The sequence below is a fragment of the Solibacillus sp. FSL W7-1436 genome, assembly GCF_038007305.1.
Classification (GTDB): Bacteria; Bacillota; Bacilli; order Bacillales_A; family Planococcaceae; genus Solibacillus.
On sequence record NZ_JBBOWV010000001.1, the window covers coordinates 674,278 to 690,605 of the forward strand.

The 16,328-nt window shown below is 41.6% G+C and carries 17 protein-coding genes and 1 other RNA gene; 4 read left to right on the forward strand and 14 right to left on the reverse strand.

Annotation, left to right across the window (positions count from 1 at the left end; all coding sequences use genetic code 11):
- Window positions 1–34 precede the first annotated feature (34 nt).
- Window positions 35–289 (reverse strand): helix-turn-helix domain-containing protein, encoded by a 255-nt coding sequence (locus tag MKX73_RS03395; protein ID WP_340716303.1) that lies wholly within the window; start codon window positions 287–289, stop codon window positions 35–37.
- 148 nt (window positions 290–437) lie between these two features.
- Between MKX73_RS03395 and MKX73_RS03400 the strand changes: the two genes are divergently transcribed.
- Entirely contained in the window at window positions 438–1,061 is a 624-nt protein-coding gene (locus tag MKX73_RS03400; protein ID WP_340716304.1) for a helix-turn-helix transcriptional regulator, read from the forward strand.
- A gap of 30 nt (window positions 1,062–1,091) precedes the next feature.
- Window positions 1,092–2,255 (forward strand): tyrosine-type recombinase/integrase, encoded by a 1,164-nt coding sequence (locus tag MKX73_RS03405; protein ID WP_340716305.1) that lies wholly within the window; start codon window positions 1,092–1,094, stop codon window positions 2,253–2,255.
- Between the two features lie 120 nt (window positions 2,256–2,375).
- On the opposite strand, the gene ssrA is transcribed toward MKX73_RS03405, so the two are convergent.
- The 7 genes from ssrA to MKX73_RS03440 form a co-directional block, all read right to left on the reverse strand.
- Window positions 2,376–2,732: a transfer-messenger RNA gene (gene ssrA, locus MKX73_RS03410) on the reverse strand.
- A 164-nt stretch (window positions 2,733–2,896) separates the two neighbouring features.
- Window positions 2,897–3,274: a helix-turn-helix domain-containing protein gene (locus MKX73_RS03415; protein ID WP_340716306.1), complete on the reverse strand. Its 378-nt coding sequence runs from the start codon at window positions 3,272–3,274 to the stop codon at window positions 2,897–2,899.
- Window positions 3,275–3,462: 188 nt separating this feature from the next.
- Window positions 3,463–3,927, reverse strand: a complete 465-nt coding sequence (smpB, locus tag MKX73_RS03420; protein ID WP_251690278.1) for an SsrA-binding protein SmpB — start codon at window positions 3,925–3,927, stop codon at window positions 3,463–3,465.
- A gap of 68 nt (window positions 3,928–3,995) precedes the next feature.
- Window positions 3,996–6,404: a ribonuclease R gene (gene rnr / locus MKX73_RS03425; RefSeq protein ID WP_340716307.1), complete on the reverse strand. Its 2,409-nt coding sequence runs from the start codon at window positions 6,402–6,404 to the stop codon at window positions 3,996–3,998.
- A gap of 127 nt (window positions 6,405–6,531) precedes the next feature.
- Window positions 6,532–7,278: an alpha/beta hydrolase gene (locus MKX73_RS03430; RefSeq protein ID WP_339195971.1), complete on the reverse strand. Its 747-nt coding sequence runs from the start codon at window positions 7,276–7,278 to the stop codon at window positions 6,532–6,534.
- Window positions 7,279–7,448: 170 nt separating this feature from the next.
- Complete coding sequence (gene secG / locus MKX73_RS03435; RefSeq protein WP_008408959.1) at window positions 7,449–7,676, reverse strand: preprotein translocase subunit SecG; 228 nt, start codon at window positions 7,674–7,676, stop codon at window positions 7,449–7,451.
- 203 nt (window positions 7,677–7,879) lie between these two features.
- Window positions 7,880–8,155 (reverse strand): hypothetical protein, encoded by a 276-nt coding sequence (locus tag MKX73_RS03440; protein ID WP_340716308.1) that lies wholly within the window; start codon window positions 8,153–8,155, stop codon window positions 7,880–7,882.
- A 153-nt stretch (window positions 8,156–8,308) separates the two neighbouring features.
- On the opposite strand from MKX73_RS03440, the gene MKX73_RS03445 reads away from it, so the two are divergent.
- Together MKX73_RS03445 and MKX73_RS03450 are read left to right on the forward strand one after the other, a co-directional pair.
- Window positions 8,309–9,238 (forward strand): nuclease-related domain-containing protein, encoded by a 930-nt coding sequence (locus MKX73_RS03445; protein WP_340716309.1) that lies wholly within the window; start codon window positions 8,309–8,311, stop codon window positions 9,236–9,238.
- Window positions 9,239–9,268: 30 nt separating this feature from the next.
- On the forward strand, window positions 9,269–9,502 hold the full coding sequence (locus MKX73_RS03450) for a hypothetical protein (RefSeq protein ID WP_340716310.1): 234 nt from the start codon (window positions 9,269–9,271) through the stop codon (window positions 9,500–9,502).
- A 57-nt stretch (window positions 9,503–9,559) separates the two neighbouring features.
- Here MKX73_RS03450 and MKX73_RS03455 read toward each other — a convergent pair whose 3' ends face one another.
- The 6 genes from MKX73_RS03455 to tpiA form a co-directional block, all read right to left on the reverse strand.
- Complete coding sequence (locus tag MKX73_RS03455) at window positions 9,560–9,754, reverse strand: phosphomannomutase (RefSeq protein WP_340716311.1); 195 nt, start codon at window positions 9,752–9,754, stop codon at window positions 9,560–9,562.
- A gap of 341 nt (window positions 9,755–10,095) precedes the next feature.
- Complete coding sequence (locus MKX73_RS03460) at window positions 10,096–11,511, reverse strand: DHA2 family efflux MFS transporter permease subunit (protein WP_340716312.1); 1,416 nt, start codon at window positions 11,509–11,511, stop codon at window positions 10,096–10,098.
- A 423-nt stretch (window positions 11,512–11,934) separates the two neighbouring features.
- Window positions 11,935–12,138 carry a phosphomannomutase gene (locus MKX73_RS03465; RefSeq protein ID WP_340716313.1) on the reverse strand — a complete coding sequence of 68 codons (204 nt, stop codon included), beginning with the start codon at window positions 12,136–12,138 and terminating at the stop codon, window positions 11,935–11,937.
- A 459-nt stretch (window positions 12,139–12,597) separates the two neighbouring features.
- Window positions 12,598–13,890 carry a phosphopyruvate hydratase gene (gene eno / locus MKX73_RS03470; RefSeq protein WP_079524408.1) on the reverse strand — a complete coding sequence of 431 codons (1,293 nt, stop codon included), beginning with the start codon at window positions 13,888–13,890 and terminating at the stop codon, window positions 12,598–12,600.
- A 76-nt stretch (window positions 13,891–13,966) separates the two neighbouring features.
- The gene (gpmI, locus tag MKX73_RS03475; RefSeq protein ID WP_340716314.1) at window positions 13,967–15,508 is read right to left on the reverse strand and encodes a 2,3-bisphosphoglycerate-independent phosphoglycerate mutase; all 1,542 of its coding nucleotides are present in this window, start codon (window positions 15,506–15,508) and stop codon (window positions 13,967–13,969) included.
- Window positions 15,501–16,262, reverse strand: a complete 762-nt coding sequence (tpiA, locus tag MKX73_RS03480; RefSeq protein WP_340716315.1) for a triose-phosphate isomerase — start codon at window positions 16,260–16,262, stop codon at window positions 15,501–15,503. The genes gpmI and tpiA overlap by 8 nt, the downstream gene beginning before the upstream one ends.
- Window positions 16,263–16,328 lie beyond the last annotated feature (66 nt).

Genomic DNA, 16,328 nt, shown 5'->3' on the forward strand with positions numbered 1-16,328 from the left:
GTCACATCCCATCTCAAATAAATTCTAGAGTTCTTCATACTCGTTTAATTATCTTAGATTTTAAAAACTCATCTATTTGAGTTCGAGAAACCCTTTTAATACCTTCTACTGCGTAAAGTTCAATATCTTGATTAGCAATTAATTTATTTAATGTATTTCTAGAAACACCTAAATAATTTGCTGCTTCGCCTAAATTCATCCACTCCTTTTCTTTCTTTTCTTTCTGTAGCGTAACTACAATCATTTTTTCAACTAAATCTACTAAATCTTGCTTAACTTCACTAATCATCGCTTCCTCCTTTTTTTAGAACAAGTTAATAAATTTGATAACCAGTTCACATTAATGATAATATATACAAATGTTCTCACTGTCAATGAGTTTCTTGTATCGCTGTTTAAATAATTTATGTAATAATAGTTTTAAAGGTAGGGATATTATGAATTTAAATTTAGGAATGAAAATCAAAATACTTCGGGAGAGTTTAAACTTAACATTAGAAGAGTTTGGAGAATTAATTGGTAATACTGCTAAGAGTAATGTTCATGCATGGGAAAATGGTAAATCTAATCCAAATAAACAAAAATTAAAAAGAATAGCGGAAATTGCAGGTAAAAGTGTGGAAGAATTTATTAGTGAAGAGAACCCTGAGGCTTCTATTGTTGAAGCAAATTATTTAAACACCGCTTTAAAAAAATCACTAAAGAAAATTACTCAGTATAAAAATATATTAGAAGCACTATCTAAGGTTCCATCAAATCAACTCTCTCTTCCATGTGAAGCGCCTGGAATCAATAAGTCTATTACAAATTTAGAATATATCTCATTAATTGAAAAAGACCTCTCTGATGCTGAACAAAAATATATTCAAGATGCTAGCAGATTAATCGATATTCAAAATCAATTATTAGAAAATCCAAACTTACCCAATTTAAACACTTTAGACTCTACACCACTCGAAATGTTTTTTAATTCTAGTTATCCGTTATCAATAAACGAGAAATCTTTGACAGCTGAGGATAAAAAACGGGCACTAGAAATACTAAAATTAGTTTTTAAATAAGGTTCTTTAGTGCTTAAGGGAGAAATTTCTTTGGCAAAAATTGAAAAATACACATTAAAAAGCGGAGAAACTCGTTATAAAGTAAAAGTTTATTTAGGAGTGGATCCAAAAACAGGAGTAGAAAAACGTACAACATTGCGTTTTAAAACTCATAAAGAAGCAAAAGAGGCATTGGCTAATATAACTTTTAAACGTTCAAAAGGGATGTTAAATTTAGAGGAATCTACAAATGATTCCTTAACGTTTAATGACGTTTATCAAAAGTGGTTACATATCTATGAAGGAACTGTTCAAGAAACTACTTATGATAAAACCGTTATTATTTTCACAAAACATATCTTACCTAAATTAGGGAAATTTAAAATTGAAAAGATTACTGTGGATGACTGCCAATTAAGCGTAAATCAATGGAGAAAAACTTTAAAGCGATATCGAATGATTAAAAACTATGCTTCAAAATTATTTGACTTCGCTCAAATGCGTGGATACATTGAAAAAAATCCTATGAAATTAGTTTTTTTACCTCCAACTCGTATGTTAGAGACTGATGAGGAAGTTGAAAGCGACAATTTTTATTCTAAACAAGAATATAAATATTTTGAAGCTTGCTTAGAGTCGTTAGCCGATTTAAAGAAAAAAACTTTCTTTATGATATTAGGTAACGCTGGTTTACGTAGAAGTGAAGCCCTTGCGTTAACTTGGAAGGATATCGATTTTTCAAACCAAACTATCTTAGTTAATAAAGCTCTTAAATACGGACGTAAGAACGGATTATATAAAGGCCCTACTAAAACCTATAATAGTCGGACTATATCCGTTAACAAAAAAACTATCGATGTTATTGTTCAATGGAAACATATTCAAGAGGAACAATTAAAGTTACTTAATCATAAACACCAAGGACAAAAGCAACTGTTGTTTAACAATACTAACAATGGTTATATAAATCCAAATCAACCTTCACGTTGGCTAAAAGATTTTCTTCTCAAAAATAATTTACGCTTGATTTCTAATCATGGCTTACGTCACACGCATTGTACTTTGTTATTCCAAGCTGGTATAGATCTTAAGACAATCCAGCAGCGATTAGGTCATAACGATATTCAAACTACGTTAAATATCTATACACATTTTTCTCAACAAAATGCTCAAGCTGCTCCAGATAAATTAGATTCGTTTCTTGAAGAAGATTAAATTTAGCCCCGTTTTGACTCCGAGAGGTTTGAAAATGAATGACAACCATTGAGAAACAAAAAAAGAGAAACCCTGATATATCAAGGTTTCTCTCACTCAATGATAGTCATTGAATAGTAAGTATGGAGACGGTGGGAGTCGAACCCACGTCCAGAAGCTCCAATACGCCGGCTTCTACGCGTGTAGTTTGTCTACTTGCAATTCGCGAGTTCTTATGCCGACAAACAGGCGTCCGAATCGCTAACCTGGAAATCTCTTACCGTTGACTCAGGTGGTGCCAACGATCGTATCCCACTTAAGTTGAACCCAGCGTAGTCTACATGGGCGATAGACAGGCTGAGTGCTACGCGCTATTAAGCTGCGAAAGCGAAGTTTTGTTGTTTGCCAGTTATTATATAACTTCCGTTGTTGACGAAGACGAGACCTCCGACGCGCGACCAGAGCTTGAACCACCCCTGTCGAATCCGTAACGTCCCCGAGTAGTAGTAAACCCGAGTTAAGTTCGGAAAAGAGCGAAATGCTATGCTCTTTAAAACGTGTACCGTATGAGTAGATACACACTGGCTAGTACAGTAAATTATATGACAAAACGGCTAAGCATGCAAGTAATTCTGCTTCTCTCGTACACTGCCAATATTTTCTTAGCTTTGTTTGTAAAGCTGGTTGCGGTAGTCTACAGGTGAGATACCGTGGAACCTTTTAAACAGCTGTGTAAATTCAAAGTAACCGTTCAGCCCGATCATTTTTGAAATTTCCTTGAAGCTCATTTGCGTATCTTCCAGTAATCCTTCTGCTTTGTGTAATCGAACTTTCGTTATATATTCATTTACCGGCATCCCGACCTGCTGCTCGAAAATACCATTATAGTCCGGATACTCATCGGCAATTACATCCTCAACCAATGCCAAACATTCGGCATGTACACTATACTTTTCAACTAGTATGACAATCTTATCGACCAATTCTGCGTTGCGTAAACCATTCACTTGTGGAAGTCCCCCTACGTATGCTAATGCCATTGACCAAACACCTCAAATTTTATAGTTTCAACCTTACTTTTTCTTCACTTTACCTGTGTACCCCCATCTTCTAGATTGAAAACCACTTTTTTTGGCGAAAAAAAGAGATGTGTCATAAATAAACAAATTTGTTTCACACATCTCTTCTAGTCAATCTATAAATGCTGTTTAAAACAACGGATTTCCGCTTACTGCTGGCGATCCTTGAAAGCACGTTCCATGTCACGCTTCGCTTCTTTTTTCTTCATGTCATGACGTTTATCGTAATCTTTCTTACCTTTTGCAAGACCGATCAGTAACTTCGCATAGCCGTCTTTAATGTACATTTTCAGCGGCACAATCGTATAGCCGTCACGCTTTACAGCACCGATCAGTTCACTGATTTGCTTTTTATGTAAGAGCAGTTTGCGTTCGCGTAATGGGTCATGATTGTAGCGGTTCCCTTGGTCGAATGGCGAAATATGCATATTTTTTACCCATGCTTCCCCACCCGTAACACTAATATACGCTTCCTTCAGCTGGACACGGGCACCACGTACGGATTTGATCTCCGTTCCTGTCAGTACCATCCCTGCTTCAATTGTTTCTTCTATGAAGTAATCATGGCTCGCTTTTTTGTTTTGAGCTAAAACTTTACCTGCGCCTTTTGCCATTCGCTTTACACCTCTATTTTAAGTGGAAGAGCTATGATGCCGAAAATGCATCATAGCTTCACACCTTACTATTTCTTTTTACTTTTTTTCTTTTTGCCTTTTGCGATGCCTTCGTAAAACTTCGGCTTCTCGCCTGATTTACCTTCTTTGCGGCGACCGCGTGGATCACGGTCAGACGAGTCTGAACGTTTCGCCTTTTCAGGGCGTGGCTTGCTTGCGCCGCGCGATTTGCGGTCACGTTTTTCACCTGTACGCTCATCATCTTTTTTGCGGCCTTCTCTGCGACCTGCATGGATGACTTTCGATGTTTGGCGACGAGCCGGACGTGGGCTGCTCACCATATCGACGATTTCAAAGTCGACAGAAGATTCCTCGATCACGACATTCGCCACACGGATCTTCACTTCATCCCCGATGCGGAACTGACGGCCGGTACGCTCACCGATCATCATCATATGACGGTCTTCAAAACGGTAGTAATCATCCGTCATATTCGAAATATGAACAAGACCTTCCACCGTATTTTCAAGCTCTACGAAAATACCGAAGTTCGTAATCGATGACACAATCCCTTCGAACTCTTCACCGATTTTATCGGACATGAATTGCGCTTTTTTCAGTGCATCCGTATCACGTTCTGCTTCAACGGCACGACGTTCACGACCAGATGTATGTTCCGCAATTTCATCCATTACCGCGCTCCATTGTACAACCGTTTCCTTCGATGTATCGCCGTTAATCAAATACGTACGAATTAAACGGTGGACGATTAAGTCCGGGTAACGACGGATTGGTGATGTGAAGTGCGTATAAAACTCTGTCGATAAACCGAAGTGGCCTAATGACTCGGCATAATATTTCGCCTGCTGCATCGAACGTAACAGCATCGTTGAAATAACCGGCTCTTCCGGCAAGCCTTCGATCGAACGGATGACTTCCTGTAATGCTTTCGGATGTACCGAATTCCCTGTACCTTTTATCATAATACCAAAATTTGTAACAAACTCAAAGAAACGTTGTAATTTTTCCGGCTTCGGATCTTCGTGGATACGGTAGATGAACGGCAGCTCCATCCAGTGGAAATGCTCGGCAATCGTTTCGTTCGCTGCAAGCATGAACTCCTCGATCAGACGCTCTGCAACTGTACGTTCGCGTAACACGATGTCAGTCGGCCAGCCGTCTTCATTAACGAGCACTTTTGATTCCTTGAAATCAAAGTCAATTGCACCGCGTGACATACGTTTGTTGCGTAAGATTTGCGCTAAATCGGCCATATCTCTGAACATCGGCACTAAGCTTTCATAGCGCTCCATTAATTCCGGGTTTTCGTCCGGATTTTCTAAAATGTTATAAACGTCCGAATACGTCATACGCTCCGTCGTTTTAATCACACTTTGGAAAATTTCATGCTTCACCACTTGCCCGGCCTGGTCGATTGTCATTTCACATGACAATGTTAAACGGTCAACTTGCGGGTTCAATGAACAGATTCCGTTCGATAAACGGTGTGGAATCATCGGAATTACGCGGTCCGTCAAGTAAACAGATGTCGCGCGTTCATATGCTTCCTGGTCCAGTACAGAGCCTTGTGTCACGTAATAACTAACATCGGCAATGTGTACACCGAGCTTGTATGTGCCATTGTCATTTTTCACGACTGTTACGGCATCATCCAAGTCTTTCGCGTCAGCACCATCGATTGTTACGATGACTTCATTGCGCAGATCACGGCGTCCGACTAAGTCCTGTTCGGAAATTTCTTCCGGTACATCGATTGCCGCCTGCACAACCTCTTGCGGGAACTCTGGCGGAATATCATATTTATAAAGAATCGATAAAATGTCCACACCCGGATCATTTTTATGACCTAAAATTTTCGTGATCATCCCTGTCGCAGATTTCGTCGCATCTGGCCAGTGCGTTACTTCTACAACGACTTTATGTCCGTCGACCGCACCCATTGCGTCCTCTTTTGCGATAAAGATATCCATATTCAACTTCTTATCATCTGTAACGACAAAACCAAAACCGCGATTTGCCTGGTATGTACCTACAAATGATGTTTTGCTGCGTTCGACGATTTTTACGATCGTCCCTTCACGGCGGTCACCTGATTGTTCCTTTAATACACGTACGAGCACGGTATCTTCATTCAGTGCACCATTCACTTCATGTGCCGGGATGAAAATATCGTCCATGCCTTGTTCTTCCGGTGCGACGAAACCGAATCCTTTCGCGTTCCCGATAAAGCGGCCGCGCAGTAAATTCATGCGTTCCGGTAAACCGTAGCGATTTGAACGGGAGCGCACGATTTGTCCTTGCGCTTCCATTTTCACGAGTGTTTTCACTAACTCACGGAACTCATCCGCTTCTTCTAATTCAAGTACATCTTCAATTTCCGATACAGTCATCGGTTTATAGCCATCGTCCTTCATCATATCAAGGACGCGCTGTTGTAATTCATTTTGTTGTGTCATGTATTATTTCCCTCCTTTGAACAGAAAATAAAGTTTCTTACGATGTTGTGCTTTTGGAATCACCTTTTCGCACCCATAGATTTCCAATTCACAAAGTTTCGTAAAAAACAAAAATTTATTCACACCATTAGACTATCCAATCTAACGAATTTAAAAACGTGAGAACTTCTTCATGAAGCTGGTCTTTTTCTTTGTCGAGTGTGATGACATGGCCCGAATGCTCATACCAGCTGATTTTTTTGTCGATCGATTCGACGGTGTCATAAATAATATTGGCTGAATCGGGGTTGATGACTTTGTCGTTGCGCGACTGGATCACCAAAATCGGCGCATACAGCAAGTCGATCGTCTCTCGTACATCGTAAATCAGTTGCTGCAGTTCAGGCAGTGATGCCATTCCTTGCTGCTTGATCGCTTCAATCTCTAATTCAATTTCCTGTTCACTTTTACCTTGTTGTTTTTTATATTGTTTTGCATATTCAAGTACGCCTTCAAACATAATGTCTGTCGTGCGCATCGTCATCGGCGAGCACATCGTCACAACGCCCTTTACCGGATGACTTGTCGCAAGCTTGAGTGAAAATACGCCACCGAGCGATAATCCTGCAACGGCGATTTCTTCATAGCCTGCCTCTTTTAATTGTGTATACCCGTTTTTTACATCTTGCCACCATTCTTCGGGATTGGAGACAATCAGTTCTTCCGGCGGAACACCATGTCCTTTATAATGCGGGGCAAGCGATGTATAACCGTGCTTTTCCAAAAAGCGTCCAAGCATCCGCACATCGGCCGAACTACCTGTAAACCCATGTAATAATAAAACCGCTCTCGGTCCTGCCTGAAAGAAGAACGGTGAAGACAAAGCTGATTTCATAAGCGTGGCTCCTGTCTTGTTGAATAATATGAAAGATACGATTCAATCACACCATTGAATCGTGGAAAACTTTCCATTTCTTTCTTCTATTATACTTCGTTTCCTGCCACACTAAAAGAAAAAGCCCGACCTAGCATTAAATGCTTGGTCAGGCGTTTAATTTCAATCGATTAGAATTTCGTAATCGCTAATGCTAATACGAAGAATGCAACAGAAAGAACGATTGTTGTGCGGTGTAGGACTAGATCCATTCCACGAGCTTTCTGTTTACCGAATAGTTGCTCAGCTCCACCAGAGATGGCACCTGATAAACCAGCGCTTTTACCTGATTGTAATAATACAACAACGATTAAGGCTATAGCTACGATAATAAGTAATACTGTAAATAACGTATGCATTTGCTCCACCTCCCAGACATGGACGTCACAATACAAATTAGTATATCAAAATGAAGGCACCATTACAATATTTCTTGGAAATGAACATCATATTTTATCCAACAATATCCACTCTTATTCATAGCTGTTGAAACGCATTCAAAAGGAATTGAAAAAAGCATAGTACCCGCTATTACGGGCACCATGCTTTACATTCATTTTAATTAGTCGTTGCTGTTGTCATCTGTGTTATCATCAACAGCGCCATCAACATCGGTATCGTCATCTAAAGTATCTTCTACGTTGTCATCGTTATTGTCGATGTTGTCATCTACATCTAACTCAACATTCGTGTCGTCATTGTTGTCATCGATTAAGCCATCATCTGTACCGTCATCGATGTTGTTGTCGATGTTCGTATCGTCCTCATCGTTACATGCTGCAAGTGATAATGATAATAACAACGTCATCATCAATGTAGGTGTCTTTTTAAGTTTCATATTGTAATAGCCTCCTTTGGTGTATGCTTTATGTTTCCCCGATTTATAAAAGAAAAACATCTTTTCTGATTTTTCGCCGCAAAAAGAAATTTTCAGGCATTGTATTTTCTTCCCGATTTACATTCGCTATAGTGAAATGAGGAGGTGAAAATCGTGCAGCAATCCCGGCATTATTTATTTGTCAAAACATTGTTGAACCGCATGAAAATGGATGATTTGGACGCACCCGCAATCGAGCAGGAATTTTACCGGTTGGAGGCCGGCTTATCTGGCGAACAAAAGCTGAAACGGCTGCTCACGGACTATCATTTCAAATCCGCATCCCATATTTTTTATAATTTCGAATGCATCAATTCAAAAGGTTTTACCCATCAAATGGACGCTTTGCTCATGACGCCGCATTTTGTCGTCGTCATGGAAGTAAAACAAATGTCCGGCACCCTTTTCTATAAACCCGCGCTCCATGAATTTTCCCGCGTCCATGAAAATGTCAGCGAAAACTTCCCGAACCCGTTTGACCAGGCATACCGCCACCAGCTTTTTTTGGAACATCAATTCAAATCCTGGCAAATCTCCATTCCTGTTTACCACATCGTCGTGCTCGCCAATCACCGCGCAACACTCGACCATTCCCTTTCCAATTTCCCGATCATGCATATGAGCGGCATCCCGAGATTTATCGAAAAACTGTACAGGCAGCATCCAAATCCTCGAGCGAATATTACTTTTCTGCAAAATCAATTAGAGCAACTTTATGAACAGCTTCCCCCTCGTCGTTCGATTGAAAGGCACCGGCTGCGTAATGGTGTGCTATGCAAGCGGTGCGATTATGTCAATGAAATGCATTATAGGCAAGGCTATTTTAGTTGTCCGGTTTGCGGAGCGAAAAGTAAAGAAGCGCTATACGAAACTTTTCTGCAATACCGAATTTTAGTCGGCCCCCGTATAACGAATAAAGAGTTCCGCGAGTTTTTTAATATTTCGTGTATCCACACTGCTTCGAAACTGTTGGCGAGATCCGGCCTGGAAAAGCACGGGGTGAATAAGGGAACGTATTATTTGATTCCGGAGAAGTTTGAGTAGATGGACAATAGATGAAAGGACGTGACGAATATGAAGGAAAAACAGAACGGTAAGCCTGTTGATGCAAAGGTTTCCGACATCACCGGTCGATATGAAGCCGGCCATTCGACGGTGAAAGAATACCACGAGTCGCTGACGGGCTTGGTACCGGCAAGTGAAGCCGAAAAAATCACGGCCGCGTACGAAAAGAAAATACGCGCATTGGAAGAAGAGAATGAAATTTTGAGAAAAGCGATTCGAGGATTTTCGGACATTGAGCGGTAGTTTGAGAGGCAAACCCCCACATTCTGTATGCGGGGGTTTTGCCATTTTCTAATATATTTATAAAAGTTCTAATATAAATTTATTTCTTCTAATAAATTGCCGATCTTCTAATATAAATGCGGTTTGTTCTAATAAGTGCTCCGGATGTTCAAATAAAGTATCGGTTTCTTCTAATATCGTGTCTCCCTCTTCTAATATACGACTCAATTGTTCTAATAAAATCCCGTCACGCTTTCTCCCAGCCCTTTTCACCTGGAATAAAAGCTCTTTTCCACCTCAAATTCAAGGAACTTCTAATATCCATCCCAGTTCTTCTAATATCACCCGGATTTCTTCTAATAACCCGCTCTATTGTTCTAATAAAATCCCGGCTCCACGCCTACTCCAACGGACCTTCTAATATCCCTCCCAATTCTTCCAATAACCGGCTCCATTGATCTAATAAAATCCCGGCACGCCGCCAATTTCCGCAGAACTTCTAATATCCCCCGAACTTCTTCTAATAACCCGCTCCACTTTTCTAATAAAACCGCCCCGCCCCCCAACAAAAAAAGCACCGGAATCCCCCGATGCTGTAATTCATATCTATTCAGTTAACTCCCGACCGGCTTACTGTTCTTCACGAAGAACGACCCGACCAGACCTATTACCGAAACAACTGTCACGACGATGAACGCTGAATGGACACCGTGTGCCAAAAATTCCTGCGGTAAAGCGTTGCTGAATTTTTCGATATAATTTTGCTGACCGATTGTGTACATCGTCATCGCAATTGCTGTACCAGAAGCACCCGCGATTTGCGTTAAAGTATTTAATGCCGCAGAACCGTCCGCAAATTTCTGAGGTGCCAATGAGTTCATCGCATTTGTCTGTGCCGGCATGATCGTCATCGATACTCCGACAAAGAATACACATAAGTTTACAATGATAATCCATGTTGCCGTCGTTGCTGAAATCGTTGACAGGAATACGATCATTGACACTAAAATCATCGTAAAGCCGATACGTGTAAAGATTTTCGCTCCGACTTTATCGAAGTTAGTCCCGACGATTGGTGACATGATGATATTAAGTACGTTCGCCGGCAACATGCATAAACCGGCAGTTAATGCCGCGAATCCTAATACTGTTTTCAGGAACATCGGCACGAGGATCGCTACCGAAAGAATCATAAACATTGTCGCAACCATCAACGCGACACCTAAAGAGAACATCGGTGATTTGAATACCGATAAGTCGATCATCGGCTCATCCATTTGCGTTTGACGAACACCGAATACGACCAATAACACTAACCCGACGACAAACGGTACCCAAACGATCGGTTCTGTAATTGATTGCTCCGCCAATGTTGCCAATGCAAATACAACGCCACCGAAACCAAGTGTAGAACATACTAACGATAATACATCGATTTTCGGACGTGTTACGTTTGATACGTTTTCCACTTTAGACAGCGCTAAAACGATGACAAGGGCATAAACAACAGCCATAATCCAGAAAATATACCGCCAGCTTAAAGATGTTACGATTAACCCGGCGATTGATGGACCTAATGCCGGACCTGCTGTTAAAACTACCCCTACAATTCCCATGACGGCGCCGCGCTTTTGCACCGGAAAAATCATCATAATAACACTAAACATCAGCGGTAATATAATCCCTGTTGCAAATGCCTGCACGAAACGACCTGCCAGTAATACTGCAAAGTTCGGTGCCAACGCTGCTAATAACGAACCGATTACGGCCAACAAAATTGCCGAAACGACTAATTGGCGTGTAGTAAACCAGCGTACTAAATATGATGATAAAGGTACCAATACGGCCAATACTAATAAGTAGCCGGTTGTTAACCATGCCGCAGATGGTGCTGATACACCGTAGTCATCCATAATATTGGTTAACGCCATATTTAATGCCGTTTCACCAAATAAACCAACGAATGTACTGATCATCATAACAGCCGCCATACCTTTTGGGCTTTTCACATTGAAAAAAGGTGCTGCCATTTTTTGTTCCCTCCTATTATATAAGACTCTTTTATGAAAGTTGAAAATTGCATTCCATACAATTACTGCGAATCTACTCACAGCACGCTTTAAAATATATCAAATTTTTTCCTGGAAATTCAATTGTTTATGTAATAACTTTTAGACCGATTTTTATAATTGTGAACAATCAAATTCCATTTTTACCCTTATATGGAGCTATGTTTCGTAGACATTATTTTACATATTTCCGTGAAAACGATTGCATTTACTCCAATCAAGTTTTGAATACTGTCAGAGAAATCGCGTTACATCAACGTTAACCATTCCTTTCATTGTCATTGCTATGAAAAAGAATTATTTTGCAATAGTTTTTTGTAGATTTAATAACTAAAAAGGTTAATTGTGAACACTTTCCCATCGTCTGAACGTCTTTTGGATTTTCTAATAAACCCGGAAAAGTTCTAATATAAATTTATTTTTTCTAATATATTGCCGATCTTCTAATATAATTGCCGTTTGTTCTAATAAGTGTTCCGGATGTTCAAATAAAGCAGCTACTTCTTCTAATATCCTGCCGCCATCTTCTAATAAACGACTCAAATGTTCTAATAAAACCCCAGTACGCTTTCCCCACGCCTTTTTCACCCGGAATAAGTGCTCTCCACCACCTCAAATCCACGGAACTTCTAATATCCCAGCCAATTCTTCTAATATCCCCCGCACTTCTTCTAATAAACGACTCAAATGTTCTAATAAAACCCCAGCACGCTTTCCCCACGCCCTTTTCACCCGGAATAAGCGCTCTCCTCCACCTCAAATTCACGGAACTTCTAATATCCCAGCCAATTCTTCTAATAACACCAAGATTTGTTCTAATAACTGACTCGATTTTTCTAATAAAATCAATGCTCGCCTTTTTGCCCGCAGAATCTGACGGCCCGCACCGCAAACCCGGTTTCCCACCACCTCAAATTCACAGATCTTCTAATATCCCCCGCAATCTTCTAATAAACCCCTCACCCCCAGCACAGCCCCCCCAGCCCCCACCCCAAACAAAAAAGACACCCGCCCAAAAGCGAGTGCCTGATTCAATCATTCAAACAATTATTTAATATTGTAGAAAGATTTTAACCCTTCAAAACGGCTAGTTGCGCCTAATTGGTCTTCGATGCGTAGTAATTGGTTGTACTTCGCAACGCGGTCCGTACGAGATGGTGCACCTGTTTTGATTTGGCCTGCATTTGTTGCAACAGCGATATCAGCGATTGTGTTGTCTTCTGATTCGCCTGAACGGTGAGAGATGACTGCTGTGTAGCCAGCGCGTTTCGCCATTTCGATTGCTTCAAATGTTTCTGTTAATGTACCGATTTGGTTTACTTTGATTAAGATTGAGTTGCCAACGCCTTCTTCGATACCGCGAGATAATTTCGTTGTGTTTGTAACGAACAGATCGTCACCAACTAATTGTACGCGGTCACCGATACGCTCTGTTAATAGCTTGTGGCCAGCCCAGTCGTTTTCGTCTAAACCGTCTTCGATAGAGATGATCGGGTATTTAGAAGTCAGCTCTTCGTACCAAGCAACCATTTCTTCAGAAGTTTTTTCTACGCCTTCACCAGCTAAAACGTATTTGCCTGTTTCTTTGTTGTAAAGCTCAGAAGACGCAACGTCCATTGCTAGACGGATTTCTTCGCCCATTTTGTAGCCTGCTTTTTCAACTGCTTCGATGATCACAGTGATTGCTTCTTCGTTTGAACCTAAGTTTGGAGCGAATCCGCCTTCATCACCTACAGCTGTGTTGTGGCCTTTTTCTTTTAATACTGTTTTTAAGTTATGGAAGATTTCTGTACCCATACGTAATGCTTCTTTGAATGATTTAGCACCTACTGGCATAACCATGAATTCCTGGATGTCCACGTTGTTGTCAGCGTGTGCACCACCGTTAAGGATGTTCATCATTGGTACTGGTAATTGCTTCGAGTTGAAGCCACCTAAGTATTGGTATAAAGGAATGTCCAGGTAGTCAGCTGCTGCGTGCGCTACTGCCATTGATACACCTAAAATTGCGTTTGCACCTAATTTACCTTTGTTTTCTGTTCCATCAAGTTCGATTAACGCTTGGTCGATTACAACTTGGTCCAATACAGAATATTGACCTTCAAGTTCTTCCGCGATAATTGTGTTGACGTTTTCTACCGCTTTTTCAACACCTTTACCTAAGTAACGGTTTACGTCCCCATCGCGTAATTCCACTGCTTCATATTCACCAGTTGAAGCACCAGATGGCACGATAGCACGGCCGAATGCGCCTGATTCTGTGAATACTTCTACTTCTACTGTCGGGTTACCGCGAGAATCTAACACTTCACGAGCATATACTTGAGTAATGAATGGCATAATAAAAAACTCCTCTATTGATAAATTTAGTAGGTGCTTGCACAAGGACAAGCTATATAATTAACCGCGCGATCAATTACTGTTCGCTTGGCATAACTAACGATTTTCCTGTCATTTCTGCAGGTTGGGCAATATTAAGTAATTCAAGCATTGTCGGTGCCAGATCGGCTAAAATGCCGTCTTTATACAGCATGGCACCAGGCTTCGTCACAATGACCGGTACCGGGTTTGTCGTATGTGCCGTCATCGGCTTGTCATCGAGTGTCACCACTTCATCCGAGTTCCCGTGGTCCGCTGTAATGATCGCATAGCCGCCTTTAGCAGTAATTGCATCAACAACTTTCCCTAGACACTCGTCTACCGTTTCGATCGCTTTAATCGTCGGTTCAAGCATCCCTGAATGTCCGACCATATCCGGGTTCGCAAAGTTTAGAATGATGGCATCGAATTTCTCTGCTGCAATAGCTTCCAGTAAAGAATCCGTCACTTCATACGCACTCATCTCCGGCTTCAAGTCGTAAGTCGCCACTTTTGGAGACGCGATCAGAATACGCTCTTCTCCCGCAAATGTCTCTTCACGGCCACCGCTCATAAAGAACGTCACATGCGGGTATTTTTCCGTTTCCGCAATGCGCAGCTGAGTTTTGCCTGCTTTTGAAATGACTTCACCGACCGTATTCACTAAGTCGTCACTTTCGTATGCCACATCCGCTACGACATCATCACTGTAATGTGTAAACGTAACGAATTTCAGATTCGTCGGATGATTTTCAGAGCGCGGCATCGCGTCAAATTTTTCATTCGTCAGTAAAGACGATAACTGAATCGCACGGTCCGGACGGAAATTGAAGAAAATGACCGCGTCGTTCGTGCTGATCGTTGCGGCAGGACGGCCTTCTTCTGTCACGTTAAACGGCACGACGAATTCATCATGCAGTTCACGTTCATATGAAGACTGGACACCTGCTGTTGCAGTGGAAGCCGTTTGACCGATTCCGTCAACTAATGCATTGTACGTTAAACCGACACGTTCCCAGCGGCGGTCACGGTCCATTGCATAATAGCGACCATGAATCGATGCGAACTTCCCGATCCCGATTTCCTTCATTTGCTTTTCTGTTTCAAGAATATACCCAAGTGCTGTCGTTGGACCGACATCGCGTCCATCAAGGAAACCGTGAACATATACTTGCTCAAGACCATTTGCTTTTGCCAGTTTCAATAAGGCAAACAAATGCTCATAATGGCTATGAACACCGCCATCTGAAAGCAGTCCCATCAAATGGAGCTTTGACCCATGTGCTTTGGCATGTTCAACTGCCGCCAAAAATGATTCGTTCCGGAAGAAATCGCCGTCACGGATTGATTTGTGGATACGTGTCAGGGACTGGTACACAATGCGTCCGGCCCCGATATTCAAGTGTCCAACTTCAGAGTTCCCCATTTGACCTTCCGGCAGACCTACTGCTTCACCACTAGCTGTTAATGTCGCATGTGGGTATGCATGCCAGTAACGGTCAAAATTCGGTTTATTTGCTTGTGCTACGGCATTACCCTTCACTTCATCGCGAAAGGCAAAGCCATCTAGAATAATTAATGCAACGGGTTTTTTAGGCATTTGCTGCCGCCTCCAATAATTTCATGAATGATTCTGGTTGTAGGCTTGCTCCTCCTACTAATGCGCCATCGATATGCTCTTGTGATAAAAGCTCTTCAATGTTTTCAGGCTTTACACTGCCGCCGTATTGAATGCGCACTTTTTCAGCTGTATCTTTTCCGTATAATGTTTCAATCGCCAGACGGATTGCGCAGCATACTGTATTCGCGTCTTCCGCAGTAGCTGTTTTCCCTGTTCCGATTGCCCAGATTGGCTCATAGGCAATGACCATATGCTCTACTTCAATTGGAGCAAAGTCTTTTAGCGCCATAGTAATTTGGCGTGCTACTTTTGTTTCGGTTTGATCCGCTTCACGCTCTTCCAATGTTTCACCGCAGCAAATAATCGGTACAATGCCGTAATTGATGGCAGCACGGACTTTTTTGTTGATCGCTTCGTCCGTTTCATTGAATAGCTCACGGCGCTCCGAATGCCCTAAAATAACATAGTCGACATTGACATTCGAAAGCATTTTCGGGCTGATTTCCCCTGTGAATGCACCTTCGTCTTCAAAGTGCATGTTTTGCGCACCAATTGCCAGGCTTGAATCTTCTGCCCCTACGACAAGTGTCGGTAAATACAGTGCAGGTGCACAGATGACCGCATCCACTTTATCAGGAGAAGGAACCTGTTGTTGGATTTCTTCGATAAAATCAACTGCCTCATCAAAGGACTTATACATTTTCCAGTTTCCTGCTATGATCGGTTTTCTCATTCAAAACCCTCCGTTTTCAAAAGATTCTGCTCGGTGATTTCTGCAAAGAAGGGCGCATTGCACGTC